17 protein-coding genes are annotated in these 20,921 nt (G+C 71.7%); 7 read left to right on the top strand and 10 right to left on the bottom strand.

Annotated features, from left to right (window positions below; translation table 11 throughout):
• Positions 1–5: 5 nt before the first annotated feature.
• Entirely contained in the window at positions 6–1,052 is a 1,047-nt protein-coding gene (locus HLK59_RS23165) for a LacI family DNA-binding transcriptional regulator (protein WP_171143419.1), read from the top strand.
• A gap of 218 nt (positions 1,053–1,270) precedes the next feature.
• On the top strand, positions 1,271–2,317 hold the full coding sequence (locus tag HLK59_RS23160; RefSeq protein ID WP_171143418.1) for a prolyl oligopeptidase family serine peptidase: 1,047 nt from the start codon (positions 1,271–1,273) through the stop codon (positions 2,315–2,317).
• A 59-nt stretch (positions 2,318–2,376) separates the two neighbouring features.
• Here the strand turns inward: HLK59_RS23160 and HLK59_RS23155 are convergent, their stop codons facing one another.
• A complete protein-coding gene (locus tag HLK59_RS23155) occupies positions 2,377–3,921 on the bottom strand; it encodes an alpha-L-fucosidase (protein WP_171143417.1) in 1,545 nt (514 codons plus the stop codon).
• 14 nt (positions 3,922–3,935) lie between these two features.
• Positions 3,936–5,768, bottom strand: coding sequence for a family 20 glycosylhydrolase (locus HLK59_RS23150; protein ID WP_171143416.1), 1,833 nt, complete (start codon positions 5,766–5,768; stop codon positions 3,936–3,938).
• A 295-nt stretch (positions 5,769–6,063) separates the two neighbouring features.
• Between HLK59_RS23150 and HLK59_RS23145 the strand changes: the two genes are divergently transcribed.
• Positions 6,064–7,407 carry an amidase family protein gene (locus HLK59_RS23145; RefSeq protein WP_171143415.1) on the top strand — a complete coding sequence of 448 codons (1,344 nt, stop codon included), beginning with the start codon at positions 6,064–6,066 and terminating at the stop codon, positions 7,405–7,407.
• 193 nt (positions 7,408–7,600) lie between these two features.
• Here HLK59_RS23145 and HLK59_RS23140 read toward each other — a convergent pair whose 3' ends face one another.
• Together HLK59_RS23140 and HLK59_RS23135 are read right to left on the bottom strand one after the other, a co-directional pair.
• Positions 7,601–8,083: an N-acetyltransferase gene (locus HLK59_RS23140; protein ID WP_171143414.1), complete on the bottom strand. Its 483-nt coding sequence runs from the start codon at positions 8,081–8,083 to the stop codon at positions 7,601–7,603.
• A gap of 45 nt (positions 8,084–8,128) precedes the next feature.
• Complete coding sequence (locus tag HLK59_RS23135; RefSeq protein WP_107080540.1) at positions 8,129–8,302, bottom strand: hypothetical protein; 174 nt, start codon at positions 8,300–8,302, stop codon at positions 8,129–8,131.
• 464 nt (positions 8,303–8,766) lie between these two features.
• On the opposite strand from HLK59_RS23135, the gene HLK59_RS23130 reads away from it, so the two are divergent.
• On the top strand, positions 8,767–9,162 hold the full coding sequence (locus HLK59_RS23130) for an inositol oxygenase family protein (protein WP_171143413.1): 396 nt from the start codon (positions 8,767–8,769) through the stop codon (positions 9,160–9,162).
• A gap of 25 nt (positions 9,163–9,187) precedes the next feature.
• Positions 9,188–9,994 (top strand): SDR family oxidoreductase, encoded by an 807-nt coding sequence (locus HLK59_RS23125; RefSeq protein WP_171143412.1) that lies wholly within the window; start codon positions 9,188–9,190, stop codon positions 9,992–9,994.
• Between the two features lie 175 nt (positions 9,995–10,169).
• Here HLK59_RS23125 and HLK59_RS23120 read toward each other — a convergent pair whose 3' ends face one another.
• The 5 genes from HLK59_RS23120 to HLK59_RS23100 all read right to left on the bottom strand — a co-directional run bounded on the left by HLK59_RS23120 (position 10,170) and on the right by HLK59_RS23100 (position 16,462).
• Positions 10,170–11,675 (bottom strand): SDR family NAD(P)-dependent oxidoreductase, encoded by a 1,506-nt coding sequence (locus tag HLK59_RS23120; RefSeq protein WP_171143411.1) that lies wholly within the window; start codon positions 11,673–11,675, stop codon positions 10,170–10,172.
• Positions 11,676–11,779: 104 nt separating this feature from the next.
• The gene (locus HLK59_RS23115; protein WP_171143410.1) at positions 11,780–13,099 is read right to left on the bottom strand and encodes a wax ester/triacylglycerol synthase family O-acyltransferase; all 1,320 of its coding nucleotides are present in this window, start codon (positions 13,097–13,099) and stop codon (positions 11,780–11,782) included.
• A gap of 149 nt (positions 13,100–13,248) precedes the next feature.
• Positions 13,249–14,469 carry a glucose-1-phosphate adenylyltransferase gene (gene glgC / locus HLK59_RS23110; RefSeq protein WP_171143409.1) on the bottom strand — a complete coding sequence of 407 codons (1,221 nt, stop codon included), beginning with the start codon at positions 14,467–14,469 and terminating at the stop codon, positions 13,249–13,251.
• 48 nt (positions 14,470–14,517) lie between these two features.
• Positions 14,518–15,672 carry a glycogen synthase gene (gene glgA, locus HLK59_RS23105; protein WP_171143408.1) on the bottom strand — a complete coding sequence of 385 codons (1,155 nt, stop codon included), beginning with the start codon at positions 15,670–15,672 and terminating at the stop codon, positions 14,518–14,520.
• Between the two features lie 40 nt (positions 15,673–15,712).
• Entirely contained in the window at positions 15,713–16,462 is a 750-nt protein-coding gene (locus HLK59_RS23100) for a (2Fe-2S)-binding protein (RefSeq protein ID WP_171143407.1), read from the bottom strand.
• A gap of 210 nt (positions 16,463–16,672) precedes the next feature.
• Between HLK59_RS23100 and HLK59_RS23095 the strand changes: the two genes are divergently transcribed.
• The gene (locus HLK59_RS23095; RefSeq protein WP_171143406.1) at positions 16,673–17,839 is read left to right on the top strand and encodes a DMT family transporter; all 1,167 of its coding nucleotides are present in this window, start codon (positions 16,673–16,675) and stop codon (positions 17,837–17,839) included.
• A 39-nt stretch (positions 17,840–17,878) separates the two neighbouring features.
• Here HLK59_RS23095 and HLK59_RS23090 read toward each other — a convergent pair whose 3' ends face one another.
• Complete coding sequence (locus HLK59_RS23090) at positions 17,879–19,036, bottom strand: transglycosylase family protein (RefSeq protein ID WP_171143405.1); 1,158 nt, start codon at positions 19,034–19,036, stop codon at positions 17,879–17,881.
• Between the two features lie 278 nt (positions 19,037–19,314).
• Here HLK59_RS23090 and gndA point away from each other — a divergent pair, with 278 nt between their 5' ends.
• Positions 19,315–20,754, top strand: coding sequence for an NADP-dependent phosphogluconate dehydrogenase (gene gndA, locus HLK59_RS23085; protein ID WP_171143404.1), 1,440 nt, complete (start codon positions 19,315–19,317; stop codon positions 20,752–20,754).
• Positions 20,755–20,921: the final 167 nt, after the last annotated feature.

The following is a 20,921-nucleotide window of genomic DNA, read 5'->3' as shown; positions in this document are numbered from 1 at the left end:
GCACCGTGCCAGGCAAGCGCTTGCCCGCGCGTCGGCCGACGATGAAGGACATCGCGCGGCACGCCGGCGTCTCCCAGAGCGCCGTCTCCTTCGCGCTGAACGGCCGGCCCGGTGTCTCGGACGACACCCGCGAACGGGTGCGCCAGGTCGCCGAGGAGCTCGGCTGGCGGCCCAGCACCGCGGCCCGGGCGCTGTCCGGCGAGGGCGCGGCCACGGTCGGCTTCGTGCTCGCACGCCCGGCGGACACCCTGGGGGTGGACTCCTTCTTCCTCCAACTCGTCTCCGGCATCCAGGAAGTGCTGGCGGAACGCCATCTCGGGCTGCTGTTCCAGGTGGTGGAGGACGTCGACGACGAGTGCGCGGTGTACCGGCGCTGGTGGGCCGAGCACCGGGTGGACGGGGTGCTGGTGGTCGACCCGCGCACCGCCGACCCGCGCCCTGACCTCCTCGACGAACTGGGCCTGCCCGCCGTGGTGATCGGCGGCGCGCCGGACGAGCGGCACCCCGGTCTGTCGACGGTGTGGGCGGACGACGCGGGTGCGATGGCCTCGGTGGTGGACGGGCTGTACGCGCTCGGCCACCGCCGGATCGTGCACATCGCGGGACTGCCGGGGCTCGCCCACACCGAACGCCGGATGCGGACGCTGCGCGCCGAGGCCGGGCGGCGCGGGCTGACCGGGGTCGAGTCGGTGACCACCGACTACTCGGACGCGGAGGGCGCGGCCGTCACCCGCCGGGTCCTGGAGGCCGCCGATCCGCCGACCGCGCTGATCTACGACAACGACGTGATGGCCCTCGCCGGTGCCGCCGCCGCGACCGGGCTCGGCCGCGGCGTGCCGGCGGACGTGTCGGTGGTGTCCTGGGAGGACTCGGCGCTGTGCCGCATGGTCAAGCCGTGGCTGTCCGCGCTGTCCCGGGACAGTGTGGAGTTCGGCCGCACCGCGGCCCGGGAGCTGACCGCGCTGCTGGACGGCGGGCCCGCGCGGACCGTACGGGTACCGGTGCCGCGGTTGATCGAACGGGACAGCACGGGGCCGGCGCGGGGCGCCTGAGAGGTGCCGTCGTGGGCGGGGCCCGGGGTACCCGGGAAGCACCGCTGTGGCGGGGCGCGCGACGCCTGGAAAGTGCCACCGTGCGCGTGGCGCGGGCCCCTGGGAAGTACCGCCGCGGGCCTTGGCGCGCATCGCCCGGGAGTTCCGCCGTGTCCGGAACGCGAGGCGCCTGAAACGGGCCCGTTTCTTCCGCGTCCCTCTGGGAGATAATGGGCCGCATGCGGGTACGGGGAACGGCCTGTGCCGTCGCCGGGTTGACGCTGGTCGTCGCGATCGGCTGCACCGGGGGCGACGACGAGGCTGCGCCGGCACCGGAGAAGACCGCCACGTCGGCCCAGCCCCCTACGACGACCACCGCCGCACCCACGCCCTCCCCCACCCCCAGTGAGAAGCCAGTCCATCCGGTCTCCCTGCCCGCCCTCATGGCGAAGCGGCACCAGGGCTCCGACCTCCGCCTCGGCACCGTCCTGGCCCGCACAGGCGCCTACACCAGTTACCGGGTGACGTACGAGTCGAACGGTCTGACGATCTCCGGGCTCATGAACATCCCCCGCGGCAAGGTCCCGTTCCCGGCGCTGGTGCTGGCGCACGGCTATATCGACCCCGCCGTGTACACGACCGGCCGGGGGCTCGCCCGGGAGCAGGACCTCCTGGCCCGCAACGGCTACGTCGTCCTGCACACCGACTACCGCAATCACGCGGCCTCGGACGACGACCCCGACAATGACATCAACCTGCGCCTCGGCTACACCGAGGACGTCATCGGCGCCGCGCTGGCCCTGCGCGACTCCGGACGCCCGGAGATCGACGCCGACCGGCTCGGACTGCTCGGCCGCTCGATGGGCGGCGGCGTCGTGTACAACACCCTGGTCGTGGCACCGGGCCTGTTCGACGCGGCGGTCGCCTTCGCGCCGGTCAGCTCACGCCCCGACGAGAACATCGACCACTTCCAGCGCTCGGACGACGACCCGCTCGTCGCCGAGATCGACGCCGAGTACGGCACGCCCGAGGAGAATCCGACGTTCTGGCGGGAGGTCTCGCCCCGCACCTACGTGGACCGGGTGACCGAGCCGCTGCTGATCCACCACGGCACCGCGGACGACACCTGCCCGATCGTCTGGTCGGAGCAGATGGCCACCGCTCTCAGCGCGGCGGGCAAGCGCGTCGAACTCCGCAGGTACCAGGGCGAGGGCCACACCTTCTACCCTCGGTGGGCGGCCTCCATGGACGCCACGATGGACTTCTTCTCCCGGCATCTTCGGTGACCGGACGGGCGGTCACCAGGTCGCCGACTCCCTGATGACCGCCCTCTGCCCGAGTACCCTCAGCGCCGCGATCTGTACATCCCGAACTCCGCTATCCGTACGGCGCTCCGCGACCCGGTGACCCGCACCCGCCACCGCCGCGCCCGCACCGGAACCGGCAGCAGCAGGATCCGGCTCGCCCCGACCGTCCCGGCCCGGGCCACCTCCGTCCAGGCCCCGTCGCGCAGCGCCTCCACCACGAAGCTCTCGACCTGCTGACCGTGGGCGATGTCCTCGGCCAGCCGGAACCGGTCCACCTCCCGGGCGGTGCCGAGGTCGACGGTCACCAGTCCCGGTGCGACGGTCGTACGGGCGCCGCGCGCGAGATCCTCGGGCAGTTCCCGGTCGACGCGTTCCCGGAACTCGCGCAGCCGGGTCACGTCGGCGGCGGGCAGCAACCCGTCCGTGTCCGGGGGGATGTTGAGCAGGAGCACCGAGTTGCGCCCGACGGACCCGAAGTAGATGTCCGTCAACTCATCGACGCTCTTGGGCTGTTGGTCGGCATGGTAGAACCAGCCGTCCCGGATGGACACATCGCACTCCGCCGGCCACCACTGGAGGTAGTCGGTGCTCGGCCGCGCCCTGACCAGCGCGGCACGGCTGCCCTGGTCGGCGGTGTCGTAGGACAGCGCCCAGTCGGTGCGTCCGTACTGGTTCTCCTTGACGGGGACGACGCTCCACTCGTCCTCGCGTGCCAGCCCGCTCTCGTTGCCGACCCAGCGCAGGTCGGGTCCGGTGACGGCGATGGCCGCGTCCGGCGCGAGCGCCCGCACCAGCGTGTACCAGCTGTCCCAGTCGTAGCTCTCCACCTTGTCCGGCGGGATGCGGCCCTGGGCACCGTCGAACCACACCTCGTCGACCGGCCCGTATTCGGTGAGGACTTCGTGGAGCTGGTTGAGCATGTGGGCGCCGTAGTCGGTGGCGTCCAGCGTGTAGGTCCGCTCGGGTGTGCGGTCGTCGCCCTCGACGAGGGTGGGGATGGTGCGGGTGGAGCGGGCGCTGCCGTTGGCGTAGACGCCGTCGAGGTACTGGTTCTCGTCGGCGGGCGAGATGTAGACGCCGACCTTGATGCCGTGGCGTCTCATGGAGTCGGCGAAGGAGCGCAGTACGTCGCCCCGCCCCTCGCGCCAACTGCTGGAGGCGACGGTGTGGTCGGAGTAGCGGGAGGGGTAGAGGACGAAGCCGTCGTGGTGCTTGACGGTGAGGATGGCCAGCTTGAAGCCGCCGTCGCGCAGGGCCCTGGCCCACTGGTCGGTGTCCAGTCCGGCGGGCTGGAAGACGTCCGGGTCCTCGTCCCCCGTCCCCCATTCCAGGCCGGTGAAGGTGTTCACGCCGAAGTGCAGGAACGCGGTGCGCTCCAGGGCCTGCCAGGCGATCTGCCGTGCGGTGGGCCGGACTTGGGAGGCCTTGCGCACCAGGTCCTCGGCCGTGTCGTCGGGGCTGACGGGGATGCGGTACGCGGGTTCGGCCGGCAGGGGGGTTCCGGCGGCGGATGTCGTGGTGAGGCCGGTCGCGACGAGCGCGGAGACCGAGCCGGCGACGAAGGTACGTCTGGAGACGGTCATGGAGGTGGGGCTCCTCAGGTCAGCTGCCACAGGGCGGGCGGGAGTCGGTCCGGCGGGTACTGCACGATCCGGCCGTCGGTCACGCTCAGGGCCATCTGCGTGATGGCGTTCACGAGGCGGTATCCGCCCCCGGCACGCCGCAACTCCCAGCGTTGCAGGGTGTTCGCGGCGGCACAGGTGTCCCAGGTGGCCTCGACGCCCGCCTGGAGGGGCACGTTGAGCGTGAGCTTGCCGCCGCTCACGGCGAGGCAGCCGGCCGGGCCGCGCAGCGTCACATAGCCGTCCGGTGTGCGCGCCACGTCGGCGCCGAAGGACACACCGTCCGCCGCGAAGGTGTACGTCCCGTCCGCCACCGGCGGTTTCGTCAGGTCCCGCCACCCCGGCGCGTGTCCGACCGCCGTGCCGCGCGCGGTGAACCCGGAGTACGTGGCGTCGGGATGCGGGTCGCCCCAGGTGGCCTGGGCGATGTGGCGCAGGGCGGGCCAGAGCCGCAGGGCCACCTCGTTCTCGGTCTCCCCGCGCCCGTTGTCCGGCCAGAGGCTGATCTTCGCGCCGGTGATGCCCTGGGCGGAGGCGACCTTCTCGCCCTCGAAGCTGCGCGGGTCCCAACTCTGGTCGTACAGGCCCTCGGTGTCGCTGTGGAAGCCGCCCCGGACGAGGTAGAGGGCGTAGGCCGCGTTCATCAACGGATAGCCCTGGGCCAGGATCTGACTGGGCTTCACCGTCACGTTCAGCCAGTGCTCTACGGTCGTGCCGGCCGTCACCGGGACGGTGTTGGCGCCGGTGAGTCCGTCGTTCCAGATGCGCAGCTTCTTGCCCTTGCCCGCCGCGTAGGCGTGGACGCGGTTGACGAAGTCGATGAAGGCGTCCTGCGGGGTGGCGCCGGAACCGTACCTGTCCTGTGCGTACTCGAGGATCTGCGGGTACTTGGCGAAGTCGGAGCCGAGCATGTACTCGTCGGCGCCCATGTGCCAGGCCGGGGCCTTGAAGACCTCGGCGTACTCGTCGATCAGGCTGGTGTAGTAGTCGAAGGCGGCGGGCTGGGTGATGTCGAGCCGTGAGGGCTGCTTGTCGCCGTCGGAGTCGGTGAGCTGGAGGTCCGGGCGGTTCTCGATCCACGGGTCCATGTGCCCGGGGGAGTTGATCTCCGGGATGATCTCGACGTGGTACTTCTCGCCCAGGGCGACGAGCCGGCGGATCTCGTCCTTGGTGTAGTAGCCCCAGGTGTTGGCCTCGGGGTGGGCGTCGCTCTTCACCTTCAGTTCGAGGAGCAGCTGGTTGAGCTTGTTGTACGCCATCTCCCGGACGAGGTTCTCCAGCCAGGGCAGGGAGATGTGGACGTAGCAGGCGCAGACGCCGACGCCGCGTTCCTTGTAGCGCGGTACGTCGACCGTGCGTCCGGCGGGGATCCGGTCGCCCTGGGCGAGGAGCTGGAGGAGGGTGCGGGTGCCGTAGAAGGCGCCGGTCTCGGTGGCACCGGTCACCGACAGCCGCTTTCCGGACCGGAGTTCGTACCCCTCGGCCCCGAGCGACGTCCGGGACGGCTGGATGTCGACAACGATGTCCCCGCCGCGCGCCGCGCCACCGACGACCGGCACGGTGCCGTGTCCGGCCTCCCGCAGATCGTCGGCGAGGGTGTCGGCGACCCTGCGCTCGGCCGGACCGTCCGCCACGAGGCGGGTGCCGGGTCCGAAGTCGTAACGGCCGGATTCCGGGGCCCAGTTGCTCAGTGCGGGCACCGTGACCGGCGCTCGGGGCCCCTCCTGGGCGAGAGCCGGGACCGGCGCCAGGAGCAGGGCCAGTGCGGCGGCGACGCCCAGGATCTGACGTCTCGGAAACGTTCTCACGAGCGACTCCCATTGATCGGATGACTGATGATTGGGCGGCCCTCAGGGGCTGTCAATGGGATGAGAATTGAGCCGAGTTGAGCCATTGATCGGATGACCTGGGGTTCTTCGGATGCCCGGTCGCGAAAAGTCCAAGAACACCGGCGCGAATGTCCAAGACGGTCCTCCGACTGCCCGAAGGCCCGGTCCAGGCCCGCCCGAGGGCCCGGTCCAGGCCCGTTCCCCTCTCGACGTGACGCCCGAGCGGAGGCACAGTTCTCCCTACGTACTCGCCAGTACCCCCCGAGGAGCACCCGTGACCAGCTGGATCGGCCGGACCGCCGCCGAGATCGCCGCCGCCGTACAGGAGAAGCGGGCCACGCCCCGTGACGTGGTGGCCGAGCACCTCGCCCGGATCGAGCGGCTCGACGGCCGTATCGGGGCCTTTCGGACGGTACGGGCCGAGGCGGCGCTCGCCGAGGCCGACGAGGTGGGGGCCCGCGCCGACCTGGCCGAGCTGCCCCTCGCGGGTGTGCCGATCGCCGTCAAGGACAACCTCGCCGTACGCGGCGAGTCCAAACGCATCGGCTCCGCGGCCACGCCGGACACCCCCTCCACCGAGGACCATGTCACGGTGGCCCGGCTGCGGGCGGCGGGTGCCGTGGTCGTGGGCCTGACGAACGTGCCGGAGCTCTGTGTCTTCGGTACGACGGAGGGCGTGCACGGCACCGCTCGCAACCCGTGGGACCTCACCCGCACCGCGGGCGGTTCCTCCGGCGGCAGCGCGGCCGCGGTGGCCGCGGGCCTGGTCCCCATCGCCCTCGGCAACGACGGCATGGGCTCGTTGCGCATCCCGGCGGCCAACTGCGGCCTCGTCACCATCAAGCCCGGCCACGGTGTGGTCCCGGCGGGTGTCAGCGACGGCGACTGGTTCGGCATGTCCGAGAACGGACCCCTGGCCACGACCGTCGAGGACGCCCGTCTCATGCTCGACATCCTGGCGGACACGGAGCCGGCGCCCCCGTCCACCGCCGCGATGCGCACGATCGCGCTCTCCCTGCGCAGCCCGCTCGCCGGCATCGTCGTCACCAAGCCGTACACGGCCGCCGCCCGGGAGGCCGCCGAAGTCCTGATGAAGTCGGGCCACCAGGTCCGCCGCGCCGACCCGTCCTACCCGATGTCGCTGAGCCTCACCTCGCTCGCCCACTGGACGGCGGGCACCTCGGAGGACGCCCAGGGCCTGGACCCGCGACAGCTGACGCGCCGCACCCGGGTCCACGCGGCGGTGGGCCGCCGCTTCGTGAAGGGCGTGCGCACCGGCACGAGCCGCGACGCGCTGCGCCGCCGCCTGGAGCCGTTCTTCGAGGAGTACGACGTCCTGCTCACCCCGGCGCTGGCCCGCCGCTCCCCCAAGTCGGCCCCCTGGCACGAGCGGGGCTGGCTGCGCAACGTCGTCGCCAACAGCAACTACTCGCCCCTCACGCCGCCCTGGAACCTCACGGGCTGGCCCGCGATGTCCGTCCCCTTCGGCAAGCTCCCGTCCGGCGCCCCCACCGCCGTGCAACTGGTGGGGCGGCCGGGTTCGGAGGCGGTACTGCTGGAGGTGGCGGAGCAGCTGGAGAAGCTGCACCCGTGGGAGCGGACGGCACCGCTGGACTGAGCCGGGTCAGCCCCGGCCGGGCGCCCCGCAGGTGGCCCGCCCCCCACGGTGCCGACGGGCGGGCCGGTCAGCGCCAGGAGGGTGGCGAAGCCGCAGCCGTGTTCCTGGACGACGATCGGCACACGCGCGAGGGGCAGCGAGACTCCCGCTCGACCGCGGCCGCCTCGGGCTCGCTCGGAGGCGGTGTCTCCGCCTAGAGCGCCTTGTACATGATGTGCAGCCCCACCGGTCCGTGCCGCGGATGCTCGTACGCGTCGGGCACCGTGCCCAGCACGGTGAAGCCGAGGGAGGTCCACAGGGCCACGGCCGGGTTGGTCTCGACGACGGCGTTGAAGACCATGCCGCGGTACCCGTCGGACTTGGCGGCGGTCAGGACGTGCTCGGCGAGGGCGCGGCCGATGCCCCGGCCCGTGTGGTCGGGGTCGACCATGAAGCCCGCGTTGGCGATGCGGGCGGCGGGGCCGGCGTAGTTGGGGGTGGTGTAGGCGGAGGCGACGACGGCGCCGGTCTCGTCCTCGACGACGTGGACCCGCTTGGCCGGGCTCATCCACAGCGCCCGTGCCGCCTCCTCGGAGGTGTCCGGATCCCAGGCGTAGGTCTCGCCCGCGGCGACGATCCGGTGCCAGAAAGGCCAGATCCGCGGCCAGTCCTCGGCCGCGGCTTCTCTGATCAGCATGGGCGTGAGTCTGGCACGCCCATGCTGACGGCGATCGCGACGGGGTCAGTCCACGCTGGGCAGGATGTGGGGCTCGGCCAGGTCGTCCTCGTAACCCGCGAGACGGATGGGGGCGGACCGCGCCCACACGTCGAGGCTGCCGAGCTGTCCGGGCCGGCGGCCCGCGCGCTCGGGGCGTTCCTTGGGCCGTTGATCGCGATTCGTCTTCTCCGGTGTCACCGCGCACTCCTTATGTGTCGGGTCACCCTCGGGGCATACCGGTCAGTGTGCGATCTGCCGCCGGACGCCCGCTCGGGTCTGAGTCGAGAAAAGCTCGGACGCGGTGGCGCCGGTCACTCATGTCAGAACAGGCCGTGGTGATCGGCTTGCCCCGGGACGGACCGTGGGTGTGGGTGGGACCCCGTACTGCTGTCCGTCCGCTACAGATTAACCAAATGAGCGGAGGCCCGCTCGATGGGGCTGAAAACAAGGGGTAACTTTCCCAAGTCGCCCACGTGCACTCGGTCCTACTATGTGCCGGTTTGTCATCTGATGCCCCATCGAGACATCACTCGTTCGGCCTACACCGGCGGTCGCGCCTTCGAGCACCCCGGCAGCGCAGTTCAAGTCCCGTTGGCCGAATCGCAAGGCGGCCATGATCTGCTGACGGACGGCAACGGCCTGTCCGGCGGGAGGACCGACGCATGGAGCTGCGCAGTGTCGAGGAGCTGATGGATCTGCTGTACGCCTGCCGGCATCAGCACGCGCTGCGGACCGCCGCGCTGCTGCGCCGCGGCCGCCCCGCCGACAAGGAGCTCCAGGTGGCGGGGCTGGTGCACGACATCGGGCAACTGCTGTGCCCGGGCGACGGGACCTTGCGGGCCGAGCGCGCGGCCGAGGCCGTACGGCCCCTGCTGGGCGAGCGGGTCTATCACCTCGTACGCCGCCGCGGTCCGGCCGGCGACGACGACCTGCTGCGCCTGCGGATGGCGGACGAGGAGAGCCTGACCGCGGGCTTCGACGCCGGGGTCCTGGAGGACTGGCGCACCGTCCTGGAACTGGTGGCGGCCCGGAACTCCCGCCTCGGGGCTGTCGACTGACGGTCCGTCATGAGACGGTACGCCGATGACGTCGCCGTACGGACTTCAGGGCAGGGCCGCGATCGTCACCGGCGGCACGCGCGGCATCGGGCGGGCGGTCGCCGGGCGACTGGCCTCGGCGGGCGCGCTGGTGTGCGTGACCGCGCGGGACGCCGCGGACGTGGGGCGGGTCGCCGCCGAGCTGGGCGGCATCGGCGTGGCGGGGAGTGTGGCGGATCCGGCGCATCTGGACGAGGTCGTCCGGCTCGCCCTGCGGGAGTTCGGCCGGATCGACGTCGTCGTCAACAACGCGGCGACCAACCAGCCGTACGGCCCCCTCATGGACGCCGATCCACAGGCGTGGCGCGAGGCGTTCCTCGTCAACGTGGAGGCGCCGCTGCGGCTGACACAGGGCGCGTGGCGGGCGTGGATGCGGGAGCACGGCGGTGCGGTCGTCAACGTCTGCACGGAGGGCGCGGGACATGTGGGCCCGCGGGTCGGCGCCTACGGAACCAGCAAGGCGGCCCTGCTGCACCTCACCCGGCAGCTCGCGGGCGAGCTGGCCCCGCGGGTCCGGGTCAACTCCGTCTCCCCCGGCCTCGTACGCACCGAGATGGCCCGTTTCGTGTGGGAGCCGGGCGAGGAGGAGCTCGCCGCGGGGCTGCCGCTCGGGCGGATCGGGGAGCCGGAGGACGTGGCGCGGGCCGTCGTGTGGCTGGCCTCGGACGCGGCGGAGTGGGTGACCGGCGCAGACCTGCTGGTGGACGGGGGCACGCGGGTGCGGGCCGCGTACTCCTCCGGGACGGACGCGGTGCACGAGCGGCTGCGGTCACGGGCGCCGGGAACCGGCTGAGCGTGTGTGCCCGAGATCAAGGCGGTCGCGCGGTGCCCTCCGACAGGGCGACAGGCCCGCGGGTGGGCCTGCGAGGGATCGAACCACGAAGAACGCGTGACCATCGCACCGGGCACACCGGCGCTCCACCGTCACGGTAGAACGCCGGCACCCGGAGCCGCGAGCGAATTAGGGCCTACCACTTGCCGGGCGCGTAGTCCTTCATGAAGACGCCGTACAGGTCCTCGCCGGCCTCGCCGCGCACGACCGGGTCGTAGACCCGGGCCGCGCCGTCGACCAGGTCGAGGGGGGCGTGGAAGCCCTCCTCCGCGAGGCGCAGCTTGTCGTAGTGGGGGCGTTCGTCGGTGATCCAGCCGGTGTCGACGGAGGTCATGAGGATGCCGTCGCTCTGGAACATCTCCTGGGCGCTGGTCCGGGTGACCATGTTCATCGCGGCCTTGGCGGCGTTGGTGTTCGGGTGGCCCGCGCCCTTGTAGCCGCGGCCGAAGACGCCCTCCATCGCGGAGACGTTGACGACGTACGCGCGCTTCGAGGATGCCTTGCGCGCGGCCTCCGCCATCGACGGACGCAGCTTGCTGATGAGGATGAACGGCGCCGTGTAGTTGCACAGCTGGGTCTCCAGCAGTTCCACCGGGGAGATCTGCTCGATGGTCTGCACCCAGGTGTTGGTGTCCACGACGTCGGGGACCAGGCCGCCCGCGTCGATGGCGGTGCCGTCGAGGTGCTTGGCGACGCTGGCGTTGCCGGCGACCAGGGCGAGGTCGGCGACCTGCTGGGCGTCGAGACCGCTGATGCCGACGGGCAGGGCGGCGAGGCCGTCCACGGCGCCGGAGCCGAAGGCGCCGATGACCTGGTGGGCGGGGAGCTCACCGGCGGGCAGCGGGGCGCTCTCGCCGTCGACCAGCGCGGCGTAGGCGGAGGGCAGCCGGCGTACCGTCTGGGTCGCGTTGTTGATCAGGATGTCCAGCGGGCCCGCCTCGGCGACCTGGTCGGCGAGGGCCACGGCCTGGGCCGGGTCGCGCAGGTCGATGCCGACGACCTCAAGGCGGTGCAGCCAGTCCGCGGAGTCGTCCATGGCCTTGAAGCGGCGGATGGCGTCCTTGGGGAAGCGCGTGGTGATCGTGGTGTGGGCGCCGTCGCGCAGCAGCCTGAGCGCGATGTACATGCCGATCTTGGCGCGGCCGCCGGTGAGCAGGGCACGCTTGCCGGTGAGGTCGGCGCGGACGTCGCGCTTGTCCCGGTTGAGGGTGGCGCAGTCCGGACAGAGCTGGTGGTAGAAGTAGTCGACTTCGACGTACCGGGTCTTGCAGGTGTAGCAGGAGCGCGGGCGCTGGAGTATCCCGGCGATCCTGCCGGCCTCGGTGACCGACGACGGCAGGATGCCCTCGGTCTCGTCGTCGATGCGCTGGGCGGAGCCGGTCGCCGTGGCTTCGGTGACCGTCTTGTCGTGCGCGGTCTTGGCGGCCCGGCGCTCCTGGCGGCGGCGCTGCTTGACGGTGCGGTAGACGCCGGCGGTGGCCCGGCGCACGGCGATCGCGTCGGGGTGGTCGACCTCCAGCTTGTCCAGCTCGTCGAGCACGCCGAGGCAGACGGCCAGCCGCTCGGGGTCGATGCCGGGCCCGTACTCGATCTCGCCCACGGCTTCGTCCGTGGCCGCCGGGCCTTCCTCTGTCACCGTCATCGCGCTGCCGTTTCCTTGGCTCACCGTGCGGCGCTCCGACCGCGTCCGCTTTCGAACGGGGAATTCTACGGAGCGCCGGGCCGGTCCTCCAAAAACGGGGACGGTCAAGCCTCGCAGGCGGTGATGAGCGTCTCCACCTCCTCGGTGACGGCCTTCGCCAGGACGTCGAGGTCCGGGACGGCCTCGGCGTCGGCGACGAGGCCGTAGTGGACCTGTCCGCGGTACGTCGAGACGGCTACCGCGAGGGACTGGCCGCGGGCCAGCGGTGCGAAGGGGAAGACCTCCGTGACCGGGTTGCCGCCGAGCTTCAGGCCGATGCCGGGCAGGGGCACGCTGGTGACGAGGATGTCGAACCAGAGCCGGGCGGCCTGGCTCACCAGCGGTCCGCCGAGGCGGTGTCCCAGTGCGGGGACGTGGTCGGCGAGCAGGGCGACGGCGCCCGCTCCGCGGTTGGGCCCCGCGTCCTTGTTGCGGTCCATGGCGGTGCGGACCGTGTCGAGGCGTGCGAGGGGGTCGGGGTCGTCGACCGGGAGCCGTATCAGGTAACCGGAGAGCCGGTTGCCCTGTGGGTGCGCGGTGCGCGGGCGGCGTTTGGAGACCGGGATGAGGGCGCGGGGTGCGACGCCGTCGCTGCCGTCGCCGCGCTCGTCCAGCCAGCGGCGCAGGGCGCCCGCGACGACGGCGATCAGGACGTCGTTGACGGTGCCGCCCTGGGCCTTGCGCACCCGGTGCACGTCGTCGAGGTCGATGACGACCCCGGCGGTGCGGCGGGTACCGCTCGGTTCGGAGGTCAGCGCCGAGGACGAGCGCACGCCGACGGTGGACAGGGCCACGGACGCGCCGATGTCGAGGGCGCGGCCGACGTCGGAGACGGTGCCCTTGATGAACGCCGGCAGCTTGCGTACGTCGGGGAAGAAGCCCTTCGCGGGCTCCTCGGGGCGCGGCTTGCGGGCCGGCATGTCCATCGGGTCGAGGATGGCGGCCGCGAGCGTCAGCGCGCGCAGGCCGTCGGCCAGGGCGTGGTGGAACTTGAAGAGCACGGCGAAGGAGAAGCCGTCCTCCCCGGGGAGCACATGCGCCTCCCACGGCGGCCGGCCCCGCTCCAGCGGGCGCTCCATGAGCCGCCCGGCGACGGCGTGGAAGTCGGCGGTGGGCGCGTGCAGCCGGACGTGGTCCAGCGGGTCGAAGTCGGGGGCGGGCTCGCGCGTGGCGCCCCCGAAGGCCAGCGGCTGCCAGACGTCCCGGATCCGCATCCGCAGTCCCGGCACCGCCGCCGCCCGTGCGGCGAGCAGGTCGGCCGCGTGGGCGCCCGCGGCGGGCGAGTGGGCCGAGAAGACACCGAGGGCACCCAGGTGCATGGGGTGTTCCGGGGACTCGATGTTCCAGAAGGCCAGGTCGAGAGGGGCGAGCAGGTCAGAAGTCAATGGCTTGCCTCGCGTCGACGACGGGTGAGCAAGCAGTCAACCTCCCGCACGTGATTACGGTCAAGTACGATCAAGCTACGCACAGTTAACAGCAGATTAAGTCCAGCCATGGGCGCCCCAGCAGTCACAGGGGCGCCCTTCCCTGTGTCTCAGGACACTTGCCGGCCCTTGCCGAGGGCGATCACACCGCCCTTGGAGACGGTGTAGAGCTCCGCGTCCCGCTCCGGATTCACCCCGATCGTCGCACCCGGCGGTACCTCGACGTTCTTGTCCAGCACGGCTCCGCGGACCACCGCGCCCCGCCCGATCTTGACGTTGTCGTGCAGGATCGAGCCCTGGACCACCGCTCCCGGGTCGACCCTGACGCCCGGCGACAGGATGGAGCGGGTGACCTGGCCGCGGATCAGGCAGCCGGCGCTGATGATCGACTCGCTGGCCATGCCGCCCGCGTTGAAGCGGGCCGGGGACAGCTGGTTGGAGTGGGTGTAGATGGGCCACTGCCGGTTGTAGAGGTTGAAGGCGGGACGCTCCGCGATCAGGTCCATATGGGCGTCGTAGTACGCGTCGAGCGTGCCGACGTCCCGCCAGTAGCCGCGGTCGCGGTTGGTCTCACCGGGCACGTGGTTGAGGCTGAAGTCGTACAGCTGTGCCTCACCCCGGTCGGTGAGCTGGGGCAGGATCGAGCCGCCCATGTCGTGCACCGAGTCCTGGTCCTCGGCGTCCCGCTGCAACGCCTCTATGAGGGCCTTGGTGGTGAAGATGTAGTTGCCCATCGAGGCGAAGACGCACTCCGGGTCGTCCGCGAGGCCGGGCGGGTCGGCGGGCTTCTCCAGGAACCGCTCCACGGTCAGCCCGTCCGACCCCGGCGTGATCACACCGAACTGCGAGGACTCCGAGCGCGGCACCCGGATGCCGGCCACCGTCACCCCCGCCCCGCTCTCGATGTGCTGGGTGAGCATCTGCCGCGGATCCATCCGGTACACATGGTCGGCGCCGAACACCACGACGTACTCGGGCTCCTCGTCGTGGACGAGGTTCAGCGACTGGAGGATGGCGTCGGCGCTGCCCAGGTACCAGTGCGGGCCGAGCCGCTGCTGGGCCGGGACCGGCGTGACGTAGTTGCCGAGCAGGCTCGACATCCGCCAGGTCGTGGTGACGTGCCGGTCCAGCGAGTGCGACTTGTACTGCGTCAGGACGCAGATGCGCAGGATGTCGCCGTTCACGAGATTGGAGAGGACGAAATCGACCAGGCGATACGTTCCTCCGAAAGTGACCGCTGGTTTCGCGCGGTCCGCGGTCAGGGGCATCAGGCGTTTGCCCTCTCCGCCCGCCAGCACGATTCCGAGCACCGAAGGTCCGCCACGACGCATGGCCGCTCCCCTCAACCTGGTTGACCCATGCCTGCCCTTGACCGGGGTCTAGTACGCCTGTTTGAGGATCTCCTCATAGAGCCGCACCGTCCGCCGCGCCACCGCGTCCCAGCCGAACTCGCCCACGGCCCGCTCCCGGCCGGCCTCGCCCATCCGCCGGGCCCCCTCCGGATCACCGAGGACCGAGTCCAACGCGCGTGCCAGCGCGGGCTCGAAATCGTCGTCCACCGGAACGAGCACACCGGTCTTGCCGTCGTCGACGACCTCCGGGATGCCACCGACCCGCGAGGCCACCACGGGGGTTCCGCACGCCATGGCCTCCAGGTTGACGATGCCCAGCGGTTCGTACACCGAAGGGCAGACGAACACGGCGGCGTGCGTCAGGAGTTGGATCACATCCGGGCGCGGCAGCATCTGCGGAATCCAGTGGACGCCCTCGCGGACGCCGCTCAGCTCCTGGAACAGCTCGCGGAACTCGCGGTCGATCTCCGGGGTGTCGGGCGCTCCGGCGCACAGCACGACCTGGGCGGCCGGGTCGATGTCCCGTACCGCGCGCAGCAGATGGGGCACGCCCTTCTGCCGGGTGATACGGCCCACGAAGAGCACGAAGGGGCGGTCCGGGTCGATCCCGATGCGGGTGAGGGCCTCGGTGCCGTGGTCGGGCCGGTAGAGGGCGGTGTCGATGCCGTTGTGCACGACGTGCACCCGGGCCGGGTCCAGGGCCGGGTAGCAGGCGAGGATGTCCTCGCGCATGGCGCCGGAGACGGCGATCACCGCGTCGGCGGCCTCGATCGCGGTGCGCTCGGCCCAGCTCGACAGGGCGTATCCGCCGCCGAGTTGCTCGGCCTTCCAGGGGCGCAGCGGCTCCAGGGAGTGCGCGGTCATCACATGCGGGATGCCGTACAGCAGCTTGCCGAGGTGGCCGGCGAGGTTGGCGTACCAGGTGTGCGAGTGCACGAGTTCGCGGCCTTCGAGGCCCGCGGTCATCGCGAGGTCCACGGAGAAGGTGCGCAGCGCGTCGTTGGCGGTGTCCAGCACGGGCCAGGGGCGATGGCGCAGGACGCCCTCCGCGCGGCCCTCGCCCCAGCAGTGCACGTCCAGGTCGATCAGGGAGCTCAACTCCCGGGCGAGGAACTCGACATGGACGCCCGCGCCGCCGTACACGTCCGGCGGGTACTCCCGGGTCAGCAGTCCCACTCGCACCCGGAACCCCCTGTTCTCGACGGCTGGTTGCTCCTCATGGTCACCCAGAAGCGGCGCCCGGGGAAGAGCGCGGGGGTCGTGTGAAGCAACAGTCGCCGCAGACACCTCCGCCGGGCACGCGGTAGTAGAGGCAGCAGCTGCGGCGCCGCAGGGTGCCCGCGTCGAGCGCGCCGGCGAGGCCGGGGTGGGCGAGGAGTTCCGTGGTCAGGGCGCGGGTGCGGGCGACGGCGTCCGGGCGGCCGTTCGCCCGCGCCCATCCCGCCAGCTGCCGTGCGGTGCCGGCCAGCGCGGAGGCCGCGTTGCCGCGCAGCAGGCCTGGCGCCACCCGGTACCGGGTGCGCAGCGCCTGAGCGAGCGGTTCGAGGTGGCCCTCCAGTACGGCGCCCGCGAGGCTCGCGGCGTCCCCGGGCAGCGGGCGCACCTCGGTGAGCCACAGGTCGTCGGGGGCGCTGCCGTCGGGGTCCCACCGCAGGAGCCGGGCGTCCAGGTCGGGGACGCGGCCGTAGAGGACCGCGCAGCCGAGCGCCGCCGACCACAGCCGGGACGCGAGGCCCTGGTGGGCGATCGAGGCGGCGACGCGCGGTTCGGGGGCGCTCAGCAGGGAGGAGACCTTCTGGATACGGAAAGTCATGGAATTTCCATAAACATCACACTTTTCACCTCCGTACGTCTGAGCGAGCGTCGGCAGCGTTGAACGCGGTGCTGCGCCCGTGCGTAGGAGAAAGAAGCCGCCGAGCGGGCGGAGCGCGGCGAGATCGGCGTCGAGGTCCACGAAGAGCAGTAGTACCAAGGCCCCTAGGGGGTGCCCCCAGGAGGGCTCTGCGTGGTGTCACCCACCTTGGGGAGGACCCACCCTCCGTAGTACTCCATCGGCAGTAGGACCCATTGCCTGCTCAGGTACGACGACGGGAATGGCTTTTCGCGGCATCGTGTTGCACATGGAAGCCGACCGTTCGCCGCGCCGGGGCCATCGCCCCTGCCTCACGCAGAGGAGCAGCTCATGAGCGCCCTCGCGTTGTCCGTGGTCCTGTCGCTCGTTTCCGCCGTCGCGTACGCCGGTGGGGCGATCGTCCAGGAGCAGGTCGCGGTGTCCTCCCCCGAGCAGCAGTTCGCGCCCCTGCGGCGGGCGAGCTGGTGGGCGGCGGTCGCGCTGAACGGCCTCGGCGGACTGCTGCACGTGGTGGCGCTGGCGTACGGCCCGCTGAGCCTGGTGCAGCCGCTGGGCGCCCTGACCATCGTGTTCGCCCTGCCCATGGCGGCGCTGTTCGTGCGCCGCAAGGCCGGGGCGACGGCCTGGCGGGGCGCGATCATGTCGACCGTGGGTCTGGCCGGTCTGCTCTCCCTGGTCGGCGCGTCCGACGCGCAGTCGCTGGACACGACGCAGCGGGTGGCGGTCGCCACGGCCACCGGCATCGCCGTCGTCGCGCTGATGATCGCGGGCCGGGCGGCCCACCGGCACCCGGCGGTGCGCAGCATCCTGCTCGCCACCGCGTCCGGCATCGCGTTCGGCATGTCCTCGGTGTTCACCAAGACCGTCGCGGTCGACTGGACCGGCGGTGTGACGACGGCGGACGTGCCCTCCCTGGCCGTGATCGGCGTCCTGGCCACGGCCGGTGTACTGCTCTCGCAGGCCTCCTACCGCGGCGCCGGCCTCGCGGCCCCGCTGGCCACCCTCACGGTCGTGAACCCGGTGGCCGCGGCCGCCGTCGGCATCACGATGTTCGGCGAGACCTTCCGCTACGGCACCACGGGCACCGTGCTCGCCCTGGGCTGCGGTGTGGTGGCCGCGGGCGGTCTGATCCTGCTGACGACCGAGCGCCTCACCCGCACCGAGTCGCAGCCGCTGCCCGAGCCGGCCCCGGCGCTCCCCGAGCCCGCCGCGAAGGTGAGCGTCCCGACCACCAGGGTGAGCGTCCCGAAGCCCGCCACCGCCGAGGAGCTGCTGGCCGACCTGGCCGAGCCCGCCGCCGAGGACCTCCTCGTCGTCGGCCTCCCCGAGCAGGTCCGCGAGGAGGTCCTGGTCCCGGCGCCGGAGCCGGTCCAGGACGGCGCACCGCAGGACCCCAACGACGCCCACTCACCGGTCTATCTCTACGGCCCGCTCTACGGCGCCTCGTTCGTCCCGATGCCGGTCCTCGACCGCCACCGCGCACGCGTCAAATCCTGACCGCACGCGACCCGCACACGACCGCGCCCCCGAGAGACCTCAGAGCCTGACACCGCCCGTCCGCAGATACGCGACCGGATCGATGTCGGTGCCGAAGCCGGGCCCCGTCCGCACTTCGAAGTGCAGATGCGGGCCCGTGCTGTTGCCCGTGGACCCGGAGCGGCCGATCCGCTGTCCGGCGCCGACGCCCTGGCCGCTCTTCACGGAGATCGCCGACAGATGCGCGTACTGGGTGTACCGGCCGTCCGCGTGCCGGATCACCACCTGGTAGCCGAACGAACCGGCCCACCCGGAACTGACCACCCGCCCCGCCGCGACCGCCTTCACGGAGGTCCCGGTGGGCACGGCGAAGTCGACACCGGTGTGATAGCCCTTCGACCAGGACGAACCGGCCTTGTGGTACGGCGTTCCGGTGGGGGCGTCGACCGGGGCGACCAGGGAGCGGCCGGTCTCCTTCGTCTCCTCGGTGTCCGAAGTGGACGTCTGCGGCGTCGACTTGGGAGACGTCCGGGTGGTCGTCGTGACCGCCTCGCCGCGCAGACTGAGCCGCTGCCCCGGCAGGATGAGGTCGGGATCGGCCCCGACGGTCTTCCGGTTCGCGGCGTAGAGCCGCTGCCAGCCGCCCTTGACGTCCTCCCGCTCGGCGATGCCGGAGAGGCTGTCGCCGTGCACCACGGTGTACATCTCGGCGGTCCCGGCCCGGGACTGGGGCGTGGTCTGCGGCTGTACGTCCGCCACGGAGCTCTTGGTGGACCCGGCCGGGTGGACGTCCGGGGTGTCGCCGGTGGGGGTCCCCCCGCTCGAACGAAGTTGAGAGTGGGGGAGGGTCAGCCCGGCCTCGACCGAGCACACCGGCCAGGCGCCCGGCCCCTGTCCGTCCAGCACCTTCTCCGCGACGGCGATCTGCTCGTCCTTGGTGGCGAGATCGGCCCGCGGCGCGTACCGCGTGCCCCCGAACGCCTCCCAGGTGGACTGGGCGAACTGGAGTCCGCCGTAGTACCCGTTGCCGGTGTTGATGCTCCAGTTGTTGGTCGACTCGCACGCGGCGACCTTGTTCCAGGTGTCCACGTCGGCCGCCTGGGCCGTGCCGGCGCCGATGAGCGGCATCGCCATTCCGGCACCGCCCGCCGTGACGGTGAGCGACGCGCGGTTGATCCTGTTCGGCTGATACCGGCGGTGCCGGCCGCGTACGGCCATGGAGCTCCCCCTCGACATTCGTCAGGAGGGCCAAAAGTAAGCGCCCCGAACAGGCCATGACAAGACCGCAATCGGCCGCCCTGCACCGCGAACGACCAGGAACGCGCCGCACTTTCACCACGGCTGAGGCAGGTGGGGTCCGTCGTCCGTATCTGCGTACGTCACGCCGGGCACCCCGGACGTGCGCTCGCCGTAGCGGCACGTCAGGATGGTCGGTGGGGCGATACTGACGTGCACGACCGGCACCACCGATACCGGATCCTCTAGGAGCCAACCGAATGAGCAATACAGCCCAGATCGGCGTCACGGGACTCGCGGTCATGGGCCGCAATCTCGCCCGGAACTTCGCGCGCAACGGCTACACGGTCGCGTTGCACAACCGGACGGCGGCGCGTACGCACGCCCTGGTCGAGGAGTTCGGGAACGAGGGCGACTTCATCGCGGCGGACACCGCCAAGGAGTTCGTGGCGGCGCTGGAGCGGCCGCGGCGGCTGGTCATCATGGTCAAGGCGGGCGGTCCGACGGACGCGGTCATCGACGAGTTCGCGCCGCTTCTGGAGCCCGGCGACATGATCATCGACGGTGGCAACGCGCACTTCGCGGACACCCGGCGCCGTGAGAAGGCACTGCGCGAGCAGGGCATCCACTTCGTCGGCATGGGCGTCTCCGGTGGCGAGGAAGGCGCGCTGAACGGACCGAGCATCATGCCGGGCGGCCCGCGGGAGTCCTACGACTCGCTCGGACCCATGCTGGAGAAGATCTCCGCGAAGGCGGCCGACGGCGCGCCCTGTGTGACGCACGTCGGTCCGGACGGCGCCGGGCACTTCGTGAAGATGGTGCACAACGGCATCGAGTACGCCGACATGCAGCTGATCGGCGAGGCCTACCAGTTGCTCCGCGATGTCGCCGGGTACTCGCCCGCGCAGATCGCGGGCATCTTCCGGACCTGGAACACGGGCCGGCTGGACTCCTACCTGATCGAGATCACCGCCGAGGTGCTGTCCCACGTGGACGCGGCGACCGGCAAGCCCTTCGTGGACGTGGTCGTGGACCAGGCGGAGCAGAAGGGCACGGGGCGGTGGACGGTGCAGATCGCCCTCGACCTCGGTGTCCCGGTCTCCGGCATCGCCGAGGCGGTCTTCGCACGGTCGCTGTCCGGGCACGCGGAGCTGCGGGAGGCGTCCCGCGGTCTCGCCGGGCCCACGGCGTCCCCCTTGTCCGAGTCCGAGGCGGCCGCCTTCGCCGACCGCGTCGAGCAGGCGCTGTACGCCTCGAAGATCGTGTCGTACACGCAGGGGTTCCACGAGATCGCGGCCGCTCGTGAGGAGTACGAGTGGGACATCGACCTCGGTGCGGTGTCGGCGATCTGGCGCGGCGGGTGCATCATCCGTGCCGCGTTCCTGGACCGGATCCGGGCCGCGTACGACACGCGGGCCGATCTGCCGAGTCTGCTGTCCGACGAGACGTTCGCGCGGGAGATCGCCGAGGCGCAGGACGACTGGCGTGAGGTGATCGTCGCGGCGACCCGGCAGGGGGTGCCGACGCCGGGCTTCTCGGCGGCGCTGGCGTACTACGACGGGCTGCGGTCCGAGCGGCTGCCCGCGGCGCTGACGCAGGGGCAGCGGGACTTCTTCGGGGCGCACACCTACCGGCGGGTGGACCGGGAGGGGTCGTTCCACACGCTGTGGGGTGGGGACCGGTCCGAGGTGTCCGCCTGAGAGCTCGGGTGGTTCGGTACGAGGGCGGGTGCGGGGAACCGGTGGTTGATCGCGCAGTTCCCCGCGCCCCTCAGCCTCGTTCCACTCAGCTGAGCGGAGGGCCCGGCTCCGGGTTCGGTACCGGCTCCGGGCCCGGGGGGACCGGCGTCGGAGCCGGTACCGAAACC

The organism is Streptomyces sp. S3(2020) (assembly GCF_013044505.1).
Lineage (GTDB): Bacteria > Actinomycetota > Actinomycetes > Streptomycetales > Streptomycetaceae > Streptomyces.
This window is presented reverse-complemented; position numbering and strand designations above follow the sequence as displayed.